Source organism: Aeromicrobium panaciterrae (genome assembly GCF_039537165.1).
Lineage (GTDB): Bacteria > Actinomycetota > Actinomycetes > Propionibacteriales > Nocardioidaceae > Aeromicrobium > Aeromicrobium panaciterrae.
Genome location: NZ_BAAAZZ010000002.1, coordinates 2,437,001 through 2,459,746 on the forward strand (window position 1 = coordinate 2,437,001; position 22,746 = coordinate 2,459,746).

A 22,746-nucleotide genomic window follows, 5' to 3' on the forward strand; every position below is an offset into this window, starting at 1 on the left:
AATCAGACGACGAAGGAGCCGTCGCCGACAGTCGTCAGGTGCTCGAGGAGCTCGGCCTTGAACGCCCGGGCGGCGAGCGGAAGCGCCTCGGAGCTGCGGTGCGCGAGTGCGATGACGCGATCGAGCGGCGGGTCGTCGAGCTGGGTGGCTCGCAGCTGGGGGCGGTTGGTCAGCACCATGCTGGGGACGACGGCGTAGCCGAGGCCGGACTCGACGAACCGCAGCACGGCACTCATCTCACCGCCCTCGACCGCGAAGCGCGGCTCGAAGCCGGCGGCGCGGCAGGCGCGCAGCGTGACGTCGCGGAGGTAGTAGCCCTCACGGAACATCACCAGCGGCATGTCCTTGAGGTCCTTGACGTCCATCCGTTCCGGCAGGTCAGATCCGGACGGACTGGCGAGCACCAGCTGCTCGCGGAGCACCGGTGTGGTCTCGATGTCGGGGTCGTCGGTGATGAGCGGGACGATCAGCAGCGCCACGTCGACCCGCCCCTGCACCAGCTCGCGGGTCAGCACCTGCGAGCCGGCCTCCTGCACCTCGAGGTCGATGTCGGGATAGCGGCTGTGGAACCTCTGCAGGGCGTCGGGCAGCAGACCGTCGCACAGGGACGGCGTCGCACCGAGTCGTACGCGGCCACGACGCAGGTCGGCCACCTCGCGCACGGTCCGCTCGGCACTCTCGACGTCGATCAGGATCCGCTGGGCGTGCGGCAGCAGGGCCGAGCCGGCGCTGGTGAGCTCGATCGCGCCGCGGTTGCGTACGAACAACGGCGTGCCGAGCGAGTTCTCGAGAACCCGTATCTGCTTCGACAGGCTGGGCTGCGAGACGCCGGTCATCTCGGCTGCACGGGTGAAGTGGCGGGTGCGTGCGACGGCGACGAAATAGCTGAGCTGCTGGATCTGCATGCCACCATTCTTCCATAGCCGTTGGCTATGAAACGTGGCCTCACTATGACTTTGCGTGAATGACCGGACAGTCCTAAGGTGTGGGCCGTGACCACCACCTCACCAGCTCCGTCGTCAGGAGCACCGTTGAAGGGGCCCAATGGGGCCGGACGCGCGGCCATCGCCGCCCGAACTCTACGCAACGACAGGTGGTGGATCCCGCCGCTTGCGACTGCCGTCGGCCTCATCGCCTGGATCACGTACGCCACGGTGCGCGTGTTCATGCAGAAGGACTACTTCGTCGCGCAGTACGAGTACCTCACGCCGTTCTACTCGCCGTGCATCTCCAACGGCTGCGTCCCGGAGTCTGCGCACTTCGGCACGTTCCTGCCGGATGTCTGGTGGTTGCCGTACGCCGCCGCGACGCTGCCGTTCCTGCTGCTGTTCCGCATGACGTGCTATTACTACCGCAAGGCCTACTACCGTGCGTTCTGGCTGTCGCCGCCCGCGTGCGCCGTCGGCGAGCCGCACCAGAAGTACACCGGTGAGACGCGCTTCCCGCTGCTGGGCCAGAACCTCCACCGCTACTTCTTCTATGCCGCCGCGATCATCTCGGTGATCAACACGTGGGACGCGATCAAGGCCTTCCAGACCGCCGACCACGAGTTCGGCTTCGGGCTCGGCAACATCGTGCTGCTCGTCAACGTGATCGCCCTGTGGGCCTACACCGCGTCGTGCCACTCCTGCCGCAGCCTGATCGGTGGCCGCCTCAACCACTTCTCGAAGCACCCGATTCGCTACAAGCTCTGGGGTTGGGTCTCGGTGCTCAACGGTCGTCACATGGGACTGGCGTGGCTCACGCTCGGCACCCTCGCCTTCACCGATTTCTACATCTGGGGCGTCTCGGCCGGCTGGATCACCGACCTGCGCTTCATCAACTAGCCGAATCAACTGACGGACTGAATCTTCATGACTGCTGACATCGAGACACACACATACGACGTCGTCATCATCGGCGCCGGTGGCGCCGGTCTGCGCGCCGCAATCGAGGCCCGCGTGTCGGGCAAGAAGACCGCGATCATCTCCAAGTCGCTCTTCGGCAAGGCCCACACGGTCATGGCCGAGGGTGGCTGCGCCGCCGCGATGGGCAATGCCAACTCCAACGACAACTGGATGGTGCACTTCGGTGACACCATGCGAGGCGGCAAGTTCCTCAACAACTGGCGCATGGCCGAGCTGCACGCCAAGGAAGCCCCGGACCGGGTCTGGGAGCTCGAGACGTACGGCGCCCTGTTCGACCGCACCAAGGACGGCAAGATCAGCCAGCGCAACTTCGGTGGCCACAGCTACCCCCGCCTGGCACACGTCGGTGACCGCACGGGTCTCGAGCTGATCCGCACGCTGCAGCAGAAGATCGTGTCGCTGCAGCAGGAGGACTTCCGCGAGCACGGCGACTACGAGGCCAACATCAAGGTCTACGACGAGACGACGATCGTCGACCTCATCAAGGACGGCGACAGGATCGCCGGCGCCGTCGCCTACGAGCGCGAGACCGGCCGCCACCTGCTGTTCGAGGCCCCCGCGATCGTCATGGCGACTGGCGGCATCGGCAAGTCCTACAAGGTCACCAGCAACTCCTGGGAATACACCGGTGACGGCCATGCGCTCGCGCTGCGTGCCGGCGCGGCGCTGATCAACATGGAGTTCCTTCAGTTCCACCCCACGGGAATGGTGTGGCCGCCCTCGGTCAAGGGCATCCTCGTCACCGAGTCCGTACGCGGTGACGGCGGAGTGCTGACGAACTCCGAGGGCAAGCGCTTCATGTTCGACTACATCCCCGACGTCTTCAAGGCGCAGTACGCGACGACGGAGGAGGAAGCCGATCGGTGGTACACCGACGCCGACAACAACCGTCGCCCACCCGAGCTGCTGCCGCGTGACGAGGTCGCGCGTGCGATCAACTCCGAGGTCAAGGCCGGACGCGGATCACCGCACGGTGGCGTATTCCTCGACGTCTCGAGCCGCATGCCGGCCGAGGTCATCATCAAACGCCTCCCGTCGATGCACCACCAGTTCAAGGAGCTGGCAGACGTCGACATCACGAAGGAGCCGATGGAGGTCGGTCCCACCTGCCACTACGTCATGGGTGGCATCGAGGTCGATCCGGACACCGGCTCGTCCACGGTCCAGGGCCTGTTCGCGGCCGGTGAGTGCTCCGGCGGAATGCACGGCTCCAACCGCCTCGGCGGCAACTCGCTGTCCGACCTCCTGGTCTTCGGCAAGCGTGCCGGTGCCGGTGCAGCGGAGTACGTCGAGAGCCTCGGCTCGACCCGTCCCAAGGTCTCGGACGCTGCCGTCAAGGAAGCCCGCGATCGTTCGGTGGCGCCGTTCGGCGACGGTGGCCAGGAAGGTGCCGAGAACCCCTACACGATCCACCAGGAGCTCCAGCAGTCGATGAACGACCTGGTCGGCATCATCCGCAAGGCCGAAGAGGTCGAGCAGGCGCAGGCCAAGATCGACGAGCTGCGCGAGCGCGCGAAGCACATGGTCGTCGAGGGCCACCGCCAGTTCAACCCGGGCTGGCACCTCGCACTCGACCTGCGCAACATGCTGCTGGTCAGCGAGTGCGTCGCGAAGGCTGCGCTGATCCGCACCGAGAGCCGCGGCGGCCACACCCGTGACGACTATCCCGTGATGGACGCCGACTGGCGACACAAGCTGCTGGTCTGCAACATCACCGACGACGGCTCGGTCGACGTGCAGGAGAAGGAGCAGATCCCGCTGCGCGAGGATCTCCTCGACCTGTTCGAGATGGACGAGCTGAAGAAGTACTTCACCGAAGCCGAGCTTTCCGGAAGGAAGAACTGATGGGCTACGAGCAGAACTTTCGCGTCTGGCGCGGCGACAGTGAAGGCGGCGACTTCGAGAACTACGACGTCGAGGTCAACGAGGGCGAGGTCGTCCTCGACGTGATCCACCGCCTCCAGGCCACACAGACGCCCGACCTGGCCGTCCGTTGGAACTGCAAGGCCGGCAAGTGTGGCTCGTGCAGCGCCGAGATCAACGGCCGCCCGCGCCTGCTCTGCATGACGCGCATGTCGACGTTGCCCGCCGACAGCACGGTCACGATCACGCCGATGCGTACGTTCCCCGTCATCCGCGACCTGGTCACCGACGTCTCGTTCAACTACGAGAAGGCCCGTGAGGTGCGCGCATTCGTGCCGCCGGAGGGTGTCGAGCCGGGCGAATACCGTATGCAGCAGGTCGACGTCGAGCGCTCGCAGGAGTTCCGCAAGTGCATCGAGTGCTTCCTGTGCCAGGACACCTGCCACGTGCTGCGTGACCACGAGGAGAACAAGCCGGCCTTCTCCGGCCCGCGCTTCCTGATGCGCGTCGCCGAGCTCGACATGCACCCGCTGGATGCCGCCGCCGAGCAGGGCGTCAACCGTAAGGCCGCGGCGCAGGACGACCACGGTCTCGGCTACTGCAACATCACGAAGTGCTGCACCGAGGTCTGCCCCGAGCACATCAAGATCACCGACAACGCGCTGATCCCGCTCAAGGAGCGCGTCGTCGACCTCAAGTTCGATCCGATGATCCGCCGCAAGAAGACGGCCAAGGCCTGACGTCGGGATCCAGATTCCCAGGAGGTCCCTCGAATCAGTCACTCCACCCTTGTTGCAACAAGGGTGGAGTGACTGCTTTCTGACCACGTTGTCAGCTTTCGGGGACCTGCTGGGAATCTGCCCCGATTTTAGTTAGCGTGGGTAATGAGGTATGCTAACGACATGCCAACCGACTCCCATCAGCTCGCTCGATCGGTGGCTCGGCTCAACCGTCGGCTGCGCCAGGAACGCCAGACTGACCTGACGCCGACGCAGCTCTCGGTGCTCGGCTCGATCCTCAAGCTCGGCCCATCGACACCCAGCGCGATCGCCGCCCACGAACGGGTCCAGCCGCCCTCGATCACCCGCACGCTCACCTGCCTTGTCGACGAGGGGCTCGCAATCCGCGCTCCGCATCCCGACGACGGCCGTCAGGTGCTGATCTCAGTTTCCGACAAGGGTGACGCCGTGCTCGCCGAGGAGCGCGACCGCCGCGACGAGTGGCTCGCCCAACGCCTCGCGACGCTCACGACCGCCGAGCGCAAGACCTTGAGGGAGGCGGCCTCACTCATGGAGCGGTTGGCTGCGTCTTGAGCCCCACGTTCAGAGCGCTCTCCAGCCGCAACTACCGGATCTACATCACCGGCTCGATCTTCTCCAACACCGGCACCTGGATGCAGCGGGTGGCCCAGGACTGGCTCGTCCTCCAGCTCACCCACAGCGGCACGGCGCTGGGTATCACGACCGGCTTGCAGCTGCTCCCGGCACTGCTGTTCTCGCCGATCGCCGGGGTGGTCGCTGACCGCGTGCCCAAGCGCACCGTCCTGCGGTTCACCCAGGTGGCGATGGCGTTGCCGGCGGCCCTGCTCGGCGTGCTCGCGGTCACGGGAGTCGTGCAGATCTGGCAGGTCTACCTGCTGGCCTTCCTCTTCGGCATCGGCACGGCGTTCGACGCACCGGCCAGGCAGTCGTTCGTCGTGGAGATCGTGGGCAAGGACGACCTGGCCAATGCGGTGGGACTCAACTCGGCGTCGTTCAACGTCGCCCGCATGATCGGTCCGGCTGTTGCGGGTGTGCTGATCGCCGCGCTCGGCTCGGGAGCCCGGGCGGCCGGCTGGGTCATCCTGGTCAACGCCCTGAGCTATGTCGCGGTGCTCATCTCCCTCCAACGCCTGGACGGCCGCCTCCTGAAGCCGTCGCCCGTCACGGGCACCCGCAAGCGGGCGGTGCGCGAAGGCGTCGCGTACGTCCGCTCGCGCCCTGACCTGATCCTGATCCTGTGCTGCGTGTTCTTCATCGGCACGTTCGGCATGAACTTCCAGATGACGAGTGCGCTGATGGCGACCGAGGTGTTCCACAAGGGCGCGGGGGAGTACGGCATCCTGGCATCGATCATGGCGGTCGGCTCGCTCGCCGGTGCGCTGCTGGCCGCGCGGCGGAACAAGCCGCGACTGTCGTTCGTGGTGCTCGCAGGTGCGGCGTTCAGCCTGGTCGAGATCGCGTCAGGTCTCATGCCGACCTATCTCACCTTCGCCGCCGTGCTGCCGCTGCTGGGTCTCTGCGCCCTGACGATGGTCACCTCGGCCAACGCGATGATCCAGATGACCTCGAGCCCCATGATGCGCGGGCGGGTCTCGGCGCTCTACCTGATGATCTTCCTGGGCGGCACGCCGTTCGGCTCGCCCCTGATTGGCTGGGTCGGCGAGACGTTCGGTGCGCGGTGGATGCTGATCGGCGGCGGAGCGGTGTCATTCGTCGGCATCGTGGCCGGCACTGCGTGGTACGCGCACCGCCAGGGTGAGTTCGCGTGGCGGCCGCGGCGGCTGCGTACGCGCACCGTGCAGATCGACCAGGACGACCTGATCCTCGCCGACTGAGACCCCTAGCCCTTCAGGATTGCCGCGCGCGCCGCAGCGTGCTCGGCGTCGCTGATGACACCGCGCTCGTGCAGGCCGTCGACCTCGGCGAGACGTGCCTCCATCGACTTGCTCGGCGACATCATCCCGCTCTTCATCGCGGTGGTCGTGAGGTCGGTCTGCAGCGTGAACGGGTCGTAGCCAGCCTTCTTGGCGGCCATGAAGTTGCGGATCGCGACGAAGATCGTGAACGCGAAGCCGAGCGCGATCGCGATGGCGGCGAGCGTGAAGATCGTCGAGAACGTGGAGTCGCTGGGGAACCCGTCGTCATACATGCCGAGAACCCTAGCGATCGTGCGGCTGGACGTCGTCGGGCGATGGGTGACGACAGCGATATCCTGAGCGGATGCACCGTGCAGAATCTCTCACGCGCTCGATCGAGGTCGTCACGCCCGACCTCATCGAGGTGCGTCGTGACCTGCACGCCTATCCCGAGCTCTCCTGGGCCGAGGACCGCACCACCGATGTCGTCGCGAGCTGGATGGACAAGCTCGGCGTCCCCTACGAACGGTTCGAGGGCACCGGGCTGATGGCGGAGATCGGTCCCGAGGAGGGGCCCATCGTCGCGCTACGCGCCGACTTGGACGCGCTGCCGGTCGATGACACCTCGCAGGACCCGTGGAAGTCCACGGTTCCCGGTGTCTCGCACTCCTGCGGCCACGACGTCCACGTGGCAGCCCTGCTCGGCGCAGCGGTGGCGCTCACCGAGGCGCACGTCAGCGAGCCGTTGCCCGTACGTGTCCGGCTGCTCTTCCAGCCCGCCGAGGAGGTCATGCCCGGAGGCGCGCTCAAGCTCTTGGCCGCGGGAGCGCTCAAGGGCGTCGGCAGGGTGTTTGCCCTGCACTGCGACCCGTCGCTCGACGTCGGCCAGGTCGGGCTCCGCGAGGGCCCGATCACGGGTGCGTCCGACCGCATCCACGTGGTGCTCGGAGGTCGCGGCGGCCACACGTCCCGGCCGCACCTCACCGAGGACCTCACCTATGCGCTCGGCAGCCTGGTCACGCAGCTGCCCGCCGTGCTGTCGCGCCGCTTCGATCCGCGCGCGGGCGCCAGCATGGTGTGGGGCAGCATCCACTCCGGCAACGCGTCCAACGTGATCCCGTCGACGGGTGAGCTCAGCGGCACGCTGCGCATGCTCGACGCCGCGGCCTGGCACCAGGCCGAGCACCTCGTACGCGGCCTGATCAGCGACATCATCGCGCCGTTCGGCGTCAGCGCCGATGTCACCTACGTGCGAGGCGTCCCTCCCGTCGTCAACGACTTCCGGGCAACCGAGGTCCTGCGCCAGGCCGTGACCCAGGCCGTGGGCCCCAGTGCGGTCGCCACGACGACGCAGAGCCTCGGCGGAGAGGACTTCGCGTGGTACGTCGAGGCCGTCCCGGGAGCCATGGGCCGTCTCGGCACCCGCACTCCCGACGGGCCCACGTACGACCTCCACCAGGGCAATCTGCGGGTCGACGAACGGGCGATCGCGATCGGCGCCAAAGTGCTGGCCTGCGCTGCCGTTGCCTGAGTTGTGACGCCGCACCAAGGCCTCGCAACCTGGCGGCTTCGCACGCGCACGCTCACGCTGCGCTGGCTTCCCGTGCCGCTCGGCCGCGGACGGACTCGGTCACGTGAGGTGACAAATCGGTTACAGCGCCGGGGATTCTCTGTGAGCCACTCCCAATGCTCCCGCCCGTCAACTACGGTCGGAGCACGTGCCGGGCTCCCGGCTCCGTATCGAGGAGGAATTTTGCGTCGACTGACGAAGTTTTCCGCCGTCGCCGCCGTGGCCGCGCTCGCACTTGCGGGCTGCGGAGGCAGCGACAGCGATGGTGGCACTGACAAGCCCTCAGCCAGCAAGGATGTCTGCAAGACAGCCAAGGGTGACGGACCCAAGATCGGTCTGGCGTATGACGTCGGCGGACGAGGCGACCAGTCGTTCAACGACTCGGCCTACGCAGGTCTCGAGAAGGCCGTCGCCGACTTCGACGCCACCTGCATCGAGGGCGAGGCCACCGATGGTGAAGCCGAGTCCGCCCGCGAGGACCGTCTTCGCAACTTCGCCGAGAACGGCGCCACCGCCGTCATCGGCGTCGGTTTCGCCTACAGCGAGTCGGTCAACAAGGTTGCTCCCGACTTCCCCGAGGTGCACTTCGGCGTGATCGACGGATTCGACCCCGACACGACACCCAACGACAACGTCGCCTACCTCGGCTTCGCTGAGGAGCAGGGCTCCTTCCTCGTCGGCGTCGCTGCTGCCGAGAAGAGCAAGTCCGGCACGATCGGCTTCGTCGGTGGTGTCCACAACGACCTCATCAAGAAGTTCGAAGCGGGCTACGTCGCGGGCGCCAAGGCCGCCAAGCCCGACATCAAGGTCGAGGTCGCCTACATCCAGGAGTCCGACCTCAAGGGCTTCGGCGATCCTGCCGGTGGCAAGGCCGCCGCGACGGGTGAGTTCGACAAGGGCGCCGACGTGGTCTACCACGCAGCCGGCGGCTCGGGATCGGGCGTGTTCGACGCAGCCGTCGACGCCGGTGAAGGCAAGTTCGCGATCGGCGTGGACTCCGACCAGTACCTCACCGCGACGGACGCCCAGAAGCCGCACATCCTGACGTCGATGCTCAAGCGCGTCGACACGGCGACGTACGACTTCGTGAAGTCGGTCGACGCGGGCAAGGCACTCGTCAGCTACACGGTCTACGACCTCAAGGCTGATGGTGTCGGCTACTCGACGTCCGGTGGATTCGTGGACGACATCGCCACTGACATCGACGGCTACAAGGCCAAGATCATCAGCGGCGAGATCAAGGTCCCGACGAAGCCCTAAGGCATCGAAAAGATCGACCCGAACCTGGGTCGGGCGCACCTGCGTCCGGCCCAGGTTCGTGCCATTTGTGTGCCGTAGAGTCCATCCGAGACGTTCGAAGAGGAGTGCCTTGTGACGCAGCAGCCCGCAGCGGTCGAGCTGCGGGGGATCGGGAAACGGTTCCCCGGAGTGATCGCCAACCATGACGTCGACCTCTCGATCCGACCGGGCACGGTGCACGCCCTGATCGGTGAGAACGGTGCTGGCAAGTCGACGCTCATGAAGATCCTGTACGGCGTGCAGAAGCCCGACGACGGCACGATCGTGATCAACGGTGGCGAGATCGAGCTGAAGTCGCCGACCGACGCCATCGAGGCAGGCGTCGGCATGGTGTTCCAGCACTTCATGCTCGCCGACAACCTCACGGTCCTCGAGAACATGGTCCTGGGCGCCGAGAAGCTCCACGGCATCGGCGACGATGCCCGCGCCGAGATCCGTCGCATCTCCGACCGGTTCGGGTTCGATCTCGACCCCGACGTGCTGGTGGAGCGCCTGGGCGTTGCCGCGCGGCAGCGTCTCGAGATCGCCAAGGTCCTCTACCGCGGCGCGAGGATCATCATCCTCGACGAGCCCACCGCTGTGCTCGTGCCGCAGGAGGTCGACGCGTTGTTCGACAACCTCCGCGAGCTGCGCGACGCCGGCAACTCCGTCCTCTTCATCTCCCACAAGCTCGACGAGGTCCTCGCGATAGCCGATGACATCACCGTCATGCGCCGCGGCACCACGGTCGGCACCGCCGACCCGAAGTCGGCCACCAAGCGCCAGCTCGCCGAGCTCATGGTCGGGTCCGAGCTGCCGTCCCCCGAGACCGCCGAGTCGACCGTCACCGACGTGGTGCAGCTGACCCTCGACGACGTGACGCTCACCGACGAGTTCGGCCGCAACCTGCTCTCCGACATCTCGCTCAAGATCCGTCGGGGCGAGGTCCTCGGCATCGCCGGCGTCGAGGGCAACGGCCAGTCCGAGCTGGTCGAGACGATCATGGGCATGCGCATCCCGTCCAGCGGCCGCATCACCCTCGGCGAGACCGACGTGACGCACTGGCACACCCGCAAGCTGCGCGAGTCCGGCATCGGCTACATCCCCGAGGACCGGCACCGCCACGGACTGCTGCTCGACTCCCCGCTGTGGGAGAACCGCATGCTGGGGCACCAGACACAGCCCCCCAACGCCAAGGGGCCCTGGATCAACCGCTCCGGCGCGCGCAAGGACACCAGCCGGATCGTGGCCGACTACGACGTACGCGCACCGGGCATCGACACGCCCGCCCGGGCGCTGTCGGGCGGCAACCAGCAAAAGCTCATCGTGGGCCGCGAGATGAGCGGTGACCCGGTCCTCCTGATCGCCTCGCACCCGACCCGGGGTGTCGACGTCGGCGCCCAGGCGGCCATCTGGGGCCACATCAAGCGCGCCCGGAAGGAGGGCCTCGCGGTGCTGCTGATCTCGGCCGACCTCGACGAGCTGATCGGCCTGTCCGACACGATCCAGGTCGTGCTGCGCGGGCGCTTCGTCGGGACGTTCGAGCCGTCTGCGGTCACGCCGCAAGACCTCGGCGCGGCCATGACGGGAGGCGAGGCGGCATGAACGCGTTCAGCCTGCGCCGGGTCGGCCTGGCGCTGCTCGCACCGGCCATCGCCGTCGTCGTCAGCGTCATCGTCACCACGATCGTCATCGCCGCCGTGGGCAGCTCGCCCGGTGACTTCTGGTCGGCGATGTTCAGCAATCCACTGCCTCGCATCCGGGTCAACGTCGTCAACCAGACGGCGATGATCTACACCTCGGCGGTGGCCGCTGCGATCGGCTTCCGCATGGGGCTGTTCAACATCGGTCTCGAGGGCCAATACCTCATGGCGTCGTTCGCGGCAGCCTCGTTCGCAGGGGCGGCGTACGTCGGGGGCTTCCTCAACGTGGGCCTCTCGCTGCTGATCGCCATCGCAGTCGGTGCGGCCTGGGCCGGCATCGCGGGCATCCTGCGTACGACCCGCGGTGTCAGCGAGGTCATCTCGACGATCATGCTCAACGCGATCGCCCTGACGCTGGTCGGCTATCTGGTCGACCGCTACGGGGTGCACGAGGGCAACACGGTCCGTACGACCAAGATCGCTGCCGGCGACATGGTCAAGGGCTTCACGCCCTACCAGGCCCGTGACGGGCAGGTGTGGGCATTGGCGATCATCGCGGTGCTCGTGGGCGTGGGGTTCTGGGTGCTGCTCAACAAGACCCGGTTCGGCTTCGACCTGCGCGCGAGCGGCCAGTCCGAGTCGGCCGCGCTCGCGTCGGGCGTCAACCCCAAGCGCATGATCCTGGTGTCGATGATGCTGTCGGGTGGTGTCGCCGGCCTGATCTGGATGCCGGCACTGTTCGGCAGCGCTGGTTCCTACGGCACGTCGTTCCAGTTCGGCCTCGGGTTCCTCGGCATCGCCGTCGCGCTGCTGGGCCGCAACAGCCCGATCGGCATGCTCTTCGGCGCCGTCCTTTTCGCCTACCTCTCAGCGCAGTCCAACACGCTGACGTTCAGCACCGACATCTCACCCAGCATCGTCCAGATCACGCAGGGTGTTGCCGTCCTCGCCGTGGTCATCAGCTACGAGGTCGTACGCCGATGGCGCGCCAGGCTCGAGCAACGCGTCGTCAGCAGAGAGCTGGCCGGAGCGATGGGAGCGACGGCATGAGCACCACGACCAAGACTCCGGCAACGCCGAGCCTGCTCGAACGGCTGACCAAGGGCTGGTTCTACCTCGCCCTCCTGGGCATTGCGGTCGTCTCGCTCGTACGCATCGTCACCGACACCAACGACCTCGACTCGGCCGGGACGATCCGTGCCGCGATCATCGCGACCTGCCCGATCCTCATGGCTGCCCTCGGCGGTCTGTGGGCCGAGCGCGCCGGCGTCGTCAACATCGGCCTCGAGGGGCAGATGATCCTCGGCACGTGGGGCGCGGCGTTCTTCACCTACCACTACGGCCCGTGGATCGGCATCCTCGGCGCCGCACTGCTGGGGCTCATCGGGGGCCTGATGCACGCGGTGGCGACCGTGACGTTCGGCGTCGACCACATCGTCTCCGGTGTCGCGATCAACCTCATCGGCGCCGGCGCTGCGACCTATCTCGCCGAGGCGGTGTTCTCCGACTACAACGGTGGCGGTCCGCGCCAGCTCGTCGGCCTCGATCCGCCCACCAACATCACGATCCCCGGCATCTCCGACTGGTCCCTCGACCTCGCCGACAAGCACTGGTTCTTCGTGTCAGACATCGCCTCCGTCGTCGCGGCGCTGACGACTCGCATCTCGTCGTTGAGCGTCGTGGTGTTCGCACTGGTGGCGCTGTCGGCGTTCCTGCTGTGGCGTACGTCCTTCGGCCTGCGCCTGCGCTCCTGCGGCGAGAACCCGCAGGCGGCCGAGACGCTGGGCGTCAACGTGATCCGCTACAAGTACATCGCGGTCCTGATCTCCGGCGCACTCGCGGGCATTGGCGGCGGATTCCTGGCCCTGGTGTCGTCCAGCGGCTACTCCGCCAACCAGACCGGTGGCCGTGGCTACATCGGCCTGGCGGCGATGATCTTCGGCAACTGGCGTCCCAGCGGGCTGCTGGCCGGGGCACTGACGTTCGGCTACACCGACTCGCTGCGACTTCGCGATGCCGATGCGGTCCACGCCCTGCTGCTCCTCGTCGCGCTCGGACTGTTGGTGCTGGCGGTGCTGCGCCTCGTACGCAAGCAGGTCGAGGGCGCGATCGTCATGGGCGTCGCAGGGGCCGCGATCCTGGCGTGGTTCCTGTTCACCGACAGCGTGCCGCGCGAGTTCACGGTCATGACGCCCTACGTCACGACGTTGTTCGTGCTCGCCCTCGGCGCCCAGCGGCTACGAATGCCCGCAGCCGACGGCAAGCCCTATCGCAAGGGCAGCGCAGGCTGATGGCTCTTGGAATCAAAGGCGCTGACGACCCCGTCGACTGGGACGCCCTCACGCGCTATGCCACCGAGGTGATGGGACGGGCCTACGCGCCCTACTCCAACTTCAAGGTCGGCGTCGCGGGTCTCGTGGACGACGGTCGGGTCGTGCTCGGCTGCAATGTCGAGAACGCCGCGTACGGTGTGGCCCTCTGTGCCGAGTGCGGCATGGTGTCGGCGTTGCACGCGACGGGTGGCGGACGGCTGATCGCGGTCGCATGCGTCGACGCGCACGGCCGGCCGCTGATGCCGTGCGGGCGCTGCCGCCAGCTGCTGTGGGAGAACGGCGGGCCCACCATGCAGCTGATGACGGCGAGCGGCGTCAAGACCATGGCCGAGGTGCTGCCCGACGCCTTCGGCGCCGATGACTTGGCGGAACGTTGACCAAGTACGCGGTCCAGCTTGACCCGGGGGAGCCGTCCTTCATACGCGATCCCTACCCGGTCTTGGCATCCCTGCGAGCCAACGGTCCGGTGCTGTGGCACGAGCCGATGGGCATGTGGTTGGCGACGACCCATGATGCCGTGAGCAAGGTGTTGCGCAGTCGCGACTTCGGACGCCTCTGGTCCGACTGGGAACCGGTCGACGAGCTCGAGCCGTTCAACGCCTTGCATCGCAACCAGATGATGGAGAACGAACCACCTGCGCATACCCGGCTCCGTAAGCTGGTGGCCGGTGCGTTCGGTCGCGGCCACGTCGAGCGGATGCGTCCGCGCATCGAGTCGCTGGCGGCCGAGATGGTCGACCGGCTCGACGACAGGTTTGACCTGCTGGCCGACTATGCCGAGCCGATGCCGGTCTACGTGATCGCCGATCTGCTCGGCGTACCGCGTGAGGATCACCAGTTCCTGAGAACGAGCTCGCAGGCCATCGTGCACATGTACGAGCCGCGGCCCAGCGACGAGGTCAAGGCGGCAGCAGTCGAGGCGAGCACGGCGTTCGCGGACTACGTACGAGATGTCATCGCCGACCGCCGCAAAAACCCTGGCGAAGACCTGATCAGCGACCTGATCCGCGAGCGGGGACGAGGCGCGAAGCTCACGGATGACGAGCTCGTCGCCTCAGTCGTCCTGCTGCTCAATGCCGGCCACGAGGCCTCGGTCAACGCTTTCGGCAACGGGATGTACGCGTTGATGTCCCACCCTGAACAGCTCACTCGCATCACCTCGGGTGACGTGCCGGTCGAGGTCGCGCTCGAGGAGCTGCTTCGCTTCGATGCGCCCTTGCAATTGTTCGAACGTACGGCCACCGCCGATGTCGAAATCGCCGGACAGCCGATCAAGTCCGGCCAGAAGATCGCCTGCCTGATGGGGTCGGCCAACCGTGACTCGGATGCCTTCGCGGATGCTGACACGTTCGACGTCGGCCGCGATCCCAATCCCCATGTCGGCTTCGGCATGGGTCGACACTTCTGCCTCGGCGCTCCGCTGGCGCGACTCGAGCTGCAGATATCGATGACACACCTGCTCAGGCGCTTCCCCCGCCTGGAGCTCGACGGGGAGGCGCCGCGGCGACCGACCTGGGTGCTGAGGGGATTCGAGAGCATTGGAGTACGCCATGACTGAAGCCTTCGACGCGGTTGAAGTGATTGCCACCAAGCGCGACAAGGCCGAGCTGAGCGACGAGCAGATCGACTGGGTCGTCGATGCATACACGCGCGGTGTGGTCGCCAACGAGCAGATGTCGTCGCTGGCGATGGCGATCCTGCTCAACGGCATGAACCGCCGCGAGATCAGCCGCTGGACCAACGCGATGATCAACAGCGGCGAACGCATGGACTTCTCCAGCCTGTCGTGGAAGACCGCAGACAAGCACTCGACGGGTGGCGTCGGCGACAAGATCACGCTGCCCCTGGCACCGCTCGTCGCCGCGTGTGGCGTCGCCGTACCCCAGCTGTCAGGTCGTGGACTCGGGCACACGGGAGGCACCCTCGACAAGCTCGAGGCGATCCCGGGCTGGCGTGCCGAGATCAGCAACGACGAGATGATGGCGCAGCTCGAGGACGTCGGAGCCGTGATCTGCGCCGCCGGCGCGGGTCTCGCGCCGGCTGACAAGAAGCTGTACGCCCTGCGCGACGTCACCGGCACGGTCGAGGCGATCCCGCTGATAGCCAGCTCGATCATGAGCAAGAAGATCGCCGAGGGGACCGGGGCTCTCGTGCTCGACGTGAAGGTCGGCACGGGTGCCTTCATGAAGTCCGAAGACATGGCCCGAGAGCTCGCCGAGACGATGGTCGCGCTCGGCAACGACGCCGGCGTCCACACCGTCGCGCTGCTGACCGACATGTCGACGCCGCTGGGCCTGACCGCCGGCAATGCCGTGGAGGTCGCCGAGTCCGTCGAGGTGCTCGCAGGTGGCGGACCCGCCGACGTCGTGGAGCTCACCGTGGCACTCGCACGCGAGATGTTGGCGGGCGCGGGCAAGACCGATGTGGACCCGGCGGACAAGCTCGCCTCAGGTGCGGCGATGGACGTCTGGAAGCGGATGATCGCCGCCCAGGGTGGCGACCCGGACGCTGCCCTCCCGACGCCCAAGGAGACCCATACGATCACGGCCCCGGAGAGTGGCACCATGACCCGCCTGGACGCGCTGGCAGTCGGCGTGTCCGCCTGGCGACTCGGTGCGGGACGCTCGCGCCCCGGAGAGCAGGTGCAAGCCGCAGCAGGCATCGTCATGCACGCCAAGCCGGGCGACACGGTGACTGCCGGACAACCCCTGATGACGCTCCACACCGACACGCCTGACCGCTTCGACCGGGCGATCGCAGCTCTTGACGGCGCCTACGACATCGGCACCGACAACGTCGAGGCGGCCTCTGTCGTCATCGACCGGGTTGAGTAGGTTAGAGCGATGCGCATCTTGAACAACAGCAAGGAGATCGCCGACGCAGCCGGCGAGGAGCTGGGTGTCAGCGAGTGGGTTGCGGTGACCCAGGAGCGCATCGACCTCTTCGCCGACGCCACCGGTGACCGGCAGTGGATCCATGTCGACCCGGAGCGGGCAGCCGGCGGGCCGTTCGGCGCCACGGTCGCCCACGGCTACCTCACGCTGTCGATGTTGCCGTTCCTCGGAGCTCAGGTCTACGCGTTCGCCGGCGACGTGGCGCGAGTCAACTATGGGCTCAACAAGGTGCGATTCGTGGCACCGGTCAAGGTCAACTCCAAGATCCGCAACCGCGTACAGCTGCTGTCGGTCGAAAACATCGACAAGGGCCAGCGCGCGACGCTGCAGCACACCGTCGAGATCAAGGGCAGTGACAAGCCGGCGTGCGTCGCCGAGACCGTCGTCCTGCTGATGGGCCCCGAATGAAGGCGACCGCCGACCAGATCGCCAAGGCGCCGAAGGTCGCGCTGCACGAGCACCTCGACGGCGGCGTACGTCCAGCCACGATCGTCGAGATTGCCCACGAGATCGGGCACGACCTTCCCGCCAATGACGCCGAGGCCCTCCATGCCTGGTTCGTGGAGTCGTCGAGCTCCGGATCGCTCCCGCGCTACCTCGAGACGTTCATCCACACGGTTGCCGTCATGCAGCGCCCGCAGGACCTCGCGCGCGTGGCGCGTGAGTCCGTCGTCGACCTGGCAGCCGATGGCGTGGTCTATGCCGAGCTGCGCTGGGCGCCGGAGCAGCACCTGTCTGCCGGCCTGACCCTGCAGGAGACCGTCGACGCCGTGCAGAAGGGCATCGACGAGGGGCGCACGGAGGCCGCTGCAGCTGGCAACTCGATCGTGGTCGGACAGCTGCTGACCGCGATGCGGCATGCCAAGCGCGGCCTCGAGATCGCTGAGATCGTGGTCGCCAATCGCGACAAGGGCGTCGCGGGCTTCGACATCGCCGGCGCCGAGGACGGTTACCCGCCGATCCTGCACCTCGAGGCGTTCGAGTTCCTGCATCGCGAGAACGCGCACTTCACGATCCATGCGGGTGAGGCGTTCGGCCTGCCGTCCATCTGGCAGGCGATCCAGCGGTGCGGCGCCGAACGGCTCGGCCACGGCGTACGCATCGTCGACGACATCCTCTGGGATGCACCGGGTGGACCCACGCTCGGCCGGCTGGCGGCCTACATCCGCGATCGCCGCATCCCGCTCGAGATGTGCCCGTCGTCCAACCTGCAGACGCACGCCGTCCCCGACATGACGTCGATCGCCGATCACCCGATCGGCAAGCTCAAGGAGCTCGGCTTCCGGGTGACGGTCAACTGCGACAACCGGCTGATGAGCAACACCTCGATGAGCCGCGAGATGCAGCTGCTCGTCGACGCGTTCGGCTACACGACGGACGACCTGCGCTGGTTCACGATCAACGCGATGAAGAGCGCGTTCCTCCCGTTCGACGAACGCCTCGACCTGATCAACAACACGATCAAGCCCGGCTACGCCGCGCTCTGAGCGCTCACCGCCGCGATTTGTGACCTTACGAGCGTCATCTCGGGCGCAGGGCGCCTAAAAGGTCACAAATCGCGGGGTGTCAGGCGGCCTGACTCGCTTCGCTCGTCTCGGCGGGCTCAAGGGCGAGGGCGAGGATCTCGGCGACATCCGCCACGGGGCGTACGTCGAGCTCGGCGAGCACCTCGTCGGGCACGTCGACCAGGTCGACCTCATTGCGGGCCGGGATGAAGACGGTCTTGAGCCCGGCGCGTTGGGCCGCCATCAGCTTCTGCTTGACGCCGCCGATCGGCAGCACCCGGCCGTTGAGGGTGACCTCGCCGGTCATGCCGACGTCAGCCCGCACCTTGCGGCCCAGCGCGAGTGAGGTGAGTGCGGTGACCATCGTGACACCGGCGGACGGCCCGTCCTTGGGGACGGCCCCAGCCGGTACGTGCAGGTGGATCGAGCGCTCGAGCGTCTCCAGATCGATGCCGATCTCGGCAGCGTGCGAGCGTACGTATGAGAGCGCGATCTGCGCCGACTCCTTCATCACGTCACCGAGCTGACCGGTGATCGCGAGCCCACGCTCACCGTCGTACGCACTCGCCTCGATGAACAGCACGTCACCACCGAGTCCCGTGACCGCGAGGCCCGTGGCGACACCGGGTACGGCGGTGCGCTCCTCGGACTCCGGGGTGAATCGCGGGCGGCCGATGTAGTCGGTCAGCGTCTTCTCGTCGACGACGACCGGCTGCACGACGTCCGGCTCGGTCAGCTTGGTCGTGACCTTGCGGAACACCTTGGCGAGCAGTCGCTCCATCTGGCGCACACCCGCTTCGCGAGTGTATGAAGCCGCGATCTCGCGCAGCGCCTCGTCGGTGATCTCCACCTCGTCGTCCGTCAGAGCTGCACGCTCCAGCTGCCGCGGCGCGAGATAGCGACGGGCGATCTGCACCTTGTCGTCCTCGGTGTAGCCGTCGAGCTGCACGAGCTCCATGCGGTCGAGCAGTGGCTGCGGGATTGATTCGATGACGTTGGCCGTCGCCAGGAACAGCACGTCGGACAGGTCGAGGTCGAGATCGAGGTAGTGGTCGCGGAACGTGTGGTTCTGCGCCGGGTCGAGCACCTCGAGCAGAGCCGCGGCGGGGTCACCGCGGTAGTCGGCGCCGACCTTGTCGATCTCGTCGAGCAGGATGACGGGGTTCATCGATCCTGCTTCGCCGATCGCGCGGACGAGTCGCCCTGGCAGGGCGCCGACGTACGTACGACGGTGGCCGCGGATCTCGGCCTCGTCGCGCACACCGCCGAGGGCGACGCGCACGAAGTTGCGACCCAGCGCGCGTGCGACGCTCTCACCGAGTGACGTCTTGCCGACGCCGGGAGGGCCCACGAGCGCCATGACGGCGCCGGAGCCGCGTCCGCCGACGACCTCGAGGCCGCGGTCCTTGCGACGTGCGCGCACGGCGAGGTACTCGACGATGCGGTCCTTCACGTCATCCAGACCGTGGTGATCGGCGTCGAGCACCTCACGGGCAGCGCCGATGTCGGTCTTGTCGTCGGTCTTGACGTTCCAGGGGAGCTCGAGAACGGTGTCGAGCCACGTACGGATGTAGCCCGCTTCGGGGTTCTGGTCGCTGCCGCGTTCGAGCTTGCCGACCTCGCGAAGCGCCGCCTTGCGTACGTCGTCGGGCAGGTCTGCCTCTTCGACGCGCTCGCGGTAGTCCTTGGTGTCCTCCGGCTCGTCGTCGCCGAGCTCCTTGCGGATTGCGGCGAGCTGCTGGCGCAGCACGAACTCGCGCTGGTTCTTGTCGATGCTCTCCTGCACCGACTCGGAGATCTTCTCGTTGACGTCTGCCTCGGCGAGGTACTCGCGGGCCCAGCCGATCAGCACAGTCAGGCGCTCCTCGACGTCGGACGTCTCGAGCAGCTGGCGCTTCTGCTCCAGGTCGAGGTAGGACGCGTAGCCCGCGGTATCAGCCAGCTGGCCGGGGTTGGTGATGCGCTGGACCGAGTCGATGACCTGCCAGGCGTTGCGCTTCTGCAGGATCGTGACGAGCAGGCCCTTGTACGTCTGCGCCAGGTCAAGCACGGCCTCGGTGGGCTCGGAGTCATCGACGAGCTCGGCCTCGACCCACAGCGCAGCACCGGGTCCGGTGACGCCGCCCTGGATGTGTGCACGCTGCTCGGCCTGGATCACGGCGCCGGGGCCACCGCCTGGGAGGCGGCCGACCTGCTGGATCGTCGCCACGACGCCGTACGTCGCGTAGCGGTCCTCAAGTCGCGGCGCGACGAGGAGCCGGTCGTTGTTGCTCGTGCGTGCGGCGTCGACGGCGGCGCGAGCGGCGTCATCGAGCTCGATCGGGACGACCATGCCGGGCAGGACGACGACGTCCTCGAGTGCCAGGACGGGGAACTTCTGCAGCGTGCTCATGCGATTCTCCTGAAGTTGAGTCTGATGGGCTCAACTACGCCCAGGAGTCGCTTGTTCCTGCGAAAGGCGGTGTTCGCTCAGGGCTGACGCCCGCGTACGGCGACTGCGACTGCCGTGAGGTCGAAGGAGGCGGTGGGGGAGCCGAGCTGCGTGAAGCACGCATTCTTGAGCTGCTCCAGCGTCTCGGCGTCCAGCGAGGTCGCGTACGCCCCTCCGGGGCCGACGCCGAGGGTGAACGGCAGCCAGTACTCCTCGAAGTCGTCGTATGTCGTGCTGACCTCAAGATCCGCAGACGTGATGTCCCGCAGACCGTGCGCCTGCCAGGTCGCAACGAGCTCGTCCTGCGAGCAGAACGGCATCGTGCTCTGCTCGCCGGGAGCGTCAGGATCGAGCGTGAGGGCGGCATCCCAGAACGTACGCAGCATCTGCATACGTCCTCGGTAGTCCCAGGTGCACGCTGCGATCGTCGCGCCGGGTCGCGCGACTCGGGACATCTCACGCAGTCCGGCATCGGCGTCGGGCAAGAAGTTGAGCACGAGCTGGGAAACCACGAGATCGAACGAGTCGTCGTTCCACGGCAGCTGGGCCGCAGGAGCGAGACGTACGTCCGCATCCGGCACTCGCTCGCCGCAAGCGACCACGAATGACTCGGACGGATCAGCCGCCGCGACGCCGGAGGTACGGGTCGCGAGCACCTCCGTCAGGGCTCCCGGCCCGCATCCGACATCCAGCACCTTGGCATCTGCGGGCACGACAGCGAAGTCGGCGAACACGTGTGCCAGCTGGTTGGAGTAGCGACCCATGTAGCGGTCGTACGAACTCCGCGAAGCATCGAAGCTCATGCCTCGCATTGACTCAGACCGTTGTGCGGTGCGTCAAGAACTCAGACGGAGACTGCCTCGCGCAGGCTGTCGACGAGTGGTGTCGTCGGGCGACCGATCAGGGCGCTGAGCTCACCTCCGGGTGACGTTTGTGAGGGAGACGTGGTCCCGGCAGTCCGGATGCCGCGATGAGATCTTCCGTGGCAGACCCTCAAGACCCTTGAGGCCGACGGACTCGTACGTCGCGTGGCGCAGCCGGTCGTACCTCCTGACGTCGAGTACATCCTGACTGCTGAGGGTCGCGAACTTCATGACCGACTTCGTCCGCTCATGGAGTGGGTCGCGGCCAACGCCGACCGAATCATCGAGAACTAGGCGCTCTCACTCGGTTCCCTTGCCCAGGGTTGGTGTCGGCGTCGGCGCGGAGCTCGCGGGCCCGGCCTCCAAGTAGGTCACCCGGTAGGTCGATCCGGTGTTCTCGACCTCAGCTTGCAGGATTGCGCCCGACGCCGGGTCGACGATGAAGCGCTGGCTGCCGTGACCCTTGAGCGCGAAGGTGAGGTTCCAGCCCTCGCGACCAGCCGAGTCGGTCACCTTGCCGGATGTCGTGACACCGGTGAGTGTGGCGAGCTCTTTCCAGAGCGCCTTGCGAACCGCGGGAGACGCAGGGGTGTCGCTGAGCAGCTCGCCGGCCTGCTTGAAGAAGTACCACTCGTGCGGTGCCCGACCGGGCTTGTCAGGGATGCCTGCCTCACCCTCGGTCAGCAGCGCGCGGATCTGGTCGCCGCTGAGGGCGCCGGCGTTGACTTGGCGCCATGTGTAGGAGCGCCCCCCGACGCCGAGCTTGGTCTGCGGCAGCGCCAGGGTCTCGCCCGGAGAGTCACCGCCGAAGGTGTCGCGCAGGACGCTTGGTCCGTCGATGCCCTGCCAGATCGTGCGCGTGCCAGCGCTGTCCTGCGAAGGATCGTTGGCGTCGGTCTGCGCGTACTCCGAGATGACCTTCCAGTAGGGCGCGTCGCCGAGGTGGTCGGAACCGTGGCCGGCTCCGACGGCAGCGGCCGCAACGATCTGCGAGGCGTTCTCGTACTTCACCTCGACCACGGGCGGTGTGGGCGTGGCGACGTGGTCGTTGGCCTTCTCGCCGCTCGGCACGACGACGAAGGCGACGCCGGCGGCCGCGGCGAGGGTGGCGACGGAGACAACGCGGCGACGTACCCGGCGTCGGGCGATCCGAGCGCGGCTTGTGAGGTCCTGGTGGACCGCCGCGAGCGCGGCATCGCGCGCCTGCACGAGTGTTGCACCGTCAGGGGTGTCCACTTCGCGCGTGGCGGTCAAGAGTTCGTCGAGTGTCATGTCAGCTCTCCAGTGGTGATCGATGCCAGTGCGGCGGCGGCGTGGGTTCGGGCTCGATGAAGGCGGCTACGTGCTGCGGTGGGCGTGATACCGAGCACGGCTGCTGCCTCGGTGACGGTTAGCTGCTCCCAGGCCACTAGGAGCAACAGGTCCCGCTCGATGTCGCTGAGCTTGGAGAGCGCCATCTGCAGCTCCTGGGCAACCGCAGCGGCGTCGACACGGGCATCGACCGCGTCCCAGTCGACTCCATCGGTGTCCGCAGCGGTGCGTCTGGGGGTCGTGCTTCTCAGGTGGGTGCGTACGACGTTGTGGGCGATGCCGTACAACCACGGCAACGCCGAACCGCTGGTATGCGGTCGTACGCGACGCCGGACCTGCACGGCAACCACGAATACCTCCGACAGGAGGTCTGCCGCCGCGTGTCGACCAGCCCGTCTGGCGAGGTAGCTGTGCACGGCAGGCGCGTGTCGGTCGTACAACGTACCGATTGCCTCAGGGTCGGTACGCGACCGGATGAGGAGCTCGGTGTCCGACACGTTCACGCTCACAACCTGCTTATGTCGCCAACCC

At 67.1% G+C, this 22,746-nt stretch carries 22 protein-coding genes; 16 read left to right on the forward strand and 6 right to left on the reverse strand.

Features of this window, described 5'->3' with window-relative positions; all coding sequences use genetic code 11:
• Window positions 1-2: 2 nt before the first annotated feature.
• Window positions 3-905, reverse strand: a complete 903-nt coding sequence (locus ABD683_RS12830) for a LysR family transcriptional regulator (protein ID WP_344770346.1) — start codon at window positions 903-905, stop codon at window positions 3-5.
• An 87-nt stretch (window positions 906-992) separates the two neighbouring features.
• On the opposite strand from ABD683_RS12830, the gene ABD683_RS12835 reads away from it, so the two are divergent.
• The 5 genes from ABD683_RS12835 (at window position 993) to ABD683_RS12855 (ending at window position 6,366) form a co-directional block, all read left to right on the forward strand.
• Window positions 993-1,826, forward strand: a complete 834-nt coding sequence (locus tag ABD683_RS12835; RefSeq protein WP_344770347.1) for a hypothetical protein — start codon at window positions 993-995, stop codon at window positions 1,824-1,826.
• 27 nt (window positions 1,827-1,853) lie between these two features.
• Entirely contained in the window at window positions 1,854-3,752 is a 1,899-nt protein-coding gene (locus ABD683_RS12840; RefSeq protein WP_344770348.1) for a fumarate reductase/succinate dehydrogenase flavoprotein subunit, read from the forward strand.
• Entirely contained in the window at window positions 3,752-4,510 is a 759-nt protein-coding gene (locus ABD683_RS12845; protein WP_344770349.1) for a succinate dehydrogenase/fumarate reductase iron-sulfur subunit, read from the forward strand. Before ABD683_RS12840 ends, ABD683_RS12845 begins: the two co-directional genes overlap by 1 nt.
• A 162-nt stretch (window positions 4,511-4,672) precedes the next feature.
• Window positions 4,673-5,083, forward strand: a complete 411-nt coding sequence (locus ABD683_RS12850) for a MarR family winged helix-turn-helix transcriptional regulator (RefSeq protein WP_344770350.1) — start codon at window positions 4,673-4,675, stop codon at window positions 5,081-5,083.
• A complete protein-coding gene (locus ABD683_RS12855) occupies window positions 5,080-6,366 on the forward strand; it encodes an MFS transporter (protein ID WP_344770351.1) in 1,287 nt (428 codons plus the stop codon). The genes ABD683_RS12850 and ABD683_RS12855 overlap by 4 nt, the downstream gene beginning before the upstream one ends.
• Before the next feature lie 5 nt (window positions 6,367-6,371).
• Here the strand turns inward: ABD683_RS12855 and ABD683_RS12860 are convergent, their stop codons facing one another.
• Window positions 6,372-6,680 carry a hypothetical protein gene (locus ABD683_RS12860; protein ID WP_344770352.1) on the reverse strand — a complete coding sequence of 103 codons (309 nt, stop codon included), beginning with the start codon at window positions 6,678-6,680 and terminating at the stop codon, window positions 6,372-6,374.
• A gap of 71 nt (window positions 6,681-6,751) precedes the next feature.
• On the opposite strand from ABD683_RS12860, the gene ABD683_RS12865 reads away from it, so the two are divergent.
• The 10 genes from ABD683_RS12865 to ABD683_RS12910 all read left to right on the forward strand — a co-directional run bounded on the left by ABD683_RS12865 (window position 6,752) and on the right by ABD683_RS12910 (window position 17,592).
• The gene (locus ABD683_RS12865; RefSeq protein ID WP_344770353.1) at window positions 6,752-7,918 is read left to right on the forward strand and encodes an amidohydrolase; all 1,167 of its coding nucleotides are present in this window, start codon (window positions 6,752-6,754) and stop codon (window positions 7,916-7,918) included.
• A 222-nt stretch (window positions 7,919-8,140) separates the two neighbouring features.
• Window positions 8,141-9,217, forward strand: a complete 1,077-nt coding sequence (locus ABD683_RS12870) for a BMP family lipoprotein (protein ID WP_344770354.1) — start codon at window positions 8,141-8,143, stop codon at window positions 9,215-9,217.
• A 111-nt stretch (window positions 9,218-9,328) separates the two neighbouring features.
• Window positions 9,329-10,840, forward strand: coding sequence for an ABC transporter ATP-binding protein (locus ABD683_RS12875; protein ID WP_344770355.1), 1,512 nt, complete (start codon window positions 9,329-9,331; stop codon window positions 10,838-10,840).
• On the forward strand, window positions 10,837-11,928 hold the full coding sequence (locus tag ABD683_RS12880; protein ID WP_344770356.1) for an ABC transporter permease: 1,092 nt from the start codon (window positions 10,837-10,839) through the stop codon (window positions 11,926-11,928). The genes ABD683_RS12875 and ABD683_RS12880 overlap by 4 nt, the downstream gene beginning before the upstream one ends.
• Window positions 11,925-13,169 (forward strand): ABC transporter permease, encoded by a 1,245-nt coding sequence (locus tag ABD683_RS12885; RefSeq protein WP_344770357.1) that lies wholly within the window; start codon window positions 11,925-11,927, stop codon window positions 13,167-13,169. Before ABD683_RS12880 ends, ABD683_RS12885 begins: the two co-directional genes overlap by 4 nt.
• On the forward strand, window positions 13,169-13,588 hold the full coding sequence (locus ABD683_RS12890; RefSeq protein ID WP_344770358.1) for a cytidine deaminase: 420 nt from the start codon (window positions 13,169-13,171) through the stop codon (window positions 13,586-13,588). Before ABD683_RS12885 ends, ABD683_RS12890 begins: the two co-directional genes overlap by 1 nt.
• A complete protein-coding gene (locus tag ABD683_RS12895; RefSeq protein WP_344770359.1) occupies window positions 13,585-14,769 on the forward strand; it encodes a cytochrome P450 in 1,185 nt (394 codons plus the stop codon). Before ABD683_RS12890 ends, ABD683_RS12895 begins: the two co-directional genes overlap by 4 nt.
• Window positions 14,762-16,045, forward strand: coding sequence for a thymidine phosphorylase (locus ABD683_RS12900; protein WP_344770360.1), 1,284 nt, complete (start codon window positions 14,762-14,764; stop codon window positions 16,043-16,045). The genes ABD683_RS12895 and ABD683_RS12900 overlap by 8 nt, the downstream gene beginning before the upstream one ends.
• Window positions 16,046-16,054: 9 nt before the next feature.
• Window positions 16,055-16,513, forward strand: a complete 459-nt coding sequence (locus ABD683_RS12905) for a MaoC family dehydratase (protein ID WP_344770361.1) — start codon at window positions 16,055-16,057, stop codon at window positions 16,511-16,513.
• A complete protein-coding gene (locus tag ABD683_RS12910; protein WP_344770362.1) occupies window positions 16,510-17,592 on the forward strand; it encodes an adenosine deaminase in 1,083 nt (360 codons plus the stop codon). Before ABD683_RS12905 ends, ABD683_RS12910 begins: the two co-directional genes overlap by 4 nt.
• 79 nt (window positions 17,593-17,671) lie before the next feature.
• Here ABD683_RS12910 and lon read toward each other — a convergent pair whose 3' ends face one another.
• Window positions 17,672-20,002, reverse strand: a complete 2,331-nt coding sequence (gene lon / locus ABD683_RS12915; RefSeq protein ID WP_344770363.1) for an endopeptidase La — start codon at window positions 20,000-20,002, stop codon at window positions 17,672-17,674.
• A 77-nt stretch (window positions 20,003-20,079) separates the two neighbouring features.
• The gene (locus ABD683_RS12920; protein WP_344770364.1) at window positions 20,080-20,844 is read right to left on the reverse strand and encodes a class I SAM-dependent methyltransferase; all 765 of its coding nucleotides are present in this window, start codon (window positions 20,842-20,844) and stop codon (window positions 20,080-20,082) included.
• Window positions 20,845-21,069: 225 nt separating this feature from the next.
• Between ABD683_RS12920 and ABD683_RS12925 the strand changes: the two genes are divergently transcribed.
• A complete protein-coding gene (locus ABD683_RS12925) occupies window positions 21,070-21,198 on the forward strand; it encodes a winged helix-turn-helix transcriptional regulator (protein WP_344770365.1) in 129 nt (42 codons plus the stop codon).
• Between the two features lie 6 nt (window positions 21,199-21,204).
• On the opposite strand, the gene ABD683_RS12930 is transcribed toward ABD683_RS12925, so the two are convergent.
• Both ABD683_RS12930 and ABD683_RS12935 read right to left on the reverse strand, forming a co-directional pair.
• Window positions 21,205-22,176 (reverse strand): hypothetical protein, encoded by a 972-nt coding sequence (locus ABD683_RS12930; RefSeq protein ID WP_344770366.1) that lies wholly within the window; start codon window positions 22,174-22,176, stop codon window positions 21,205-21,207.
• Window positions 22,173-22,718: an RNA polymerase sigma factor gene (locus ABD683_RS12935; protein ID WP_344770367.1), complete on the reverse strand. Its 546-nt coding sequence runs from the start codon at window positions 22,716-22,718 to the stop codon at window positions 22,173-22,175. The genes ABD683_RS12930 and ABD683_RS12935 overlap by 4 nt, the downstream gene beginning before the upstream one ends.
• Window positions 22,719-22,746 lie beyond the last annotated feature (28 nt).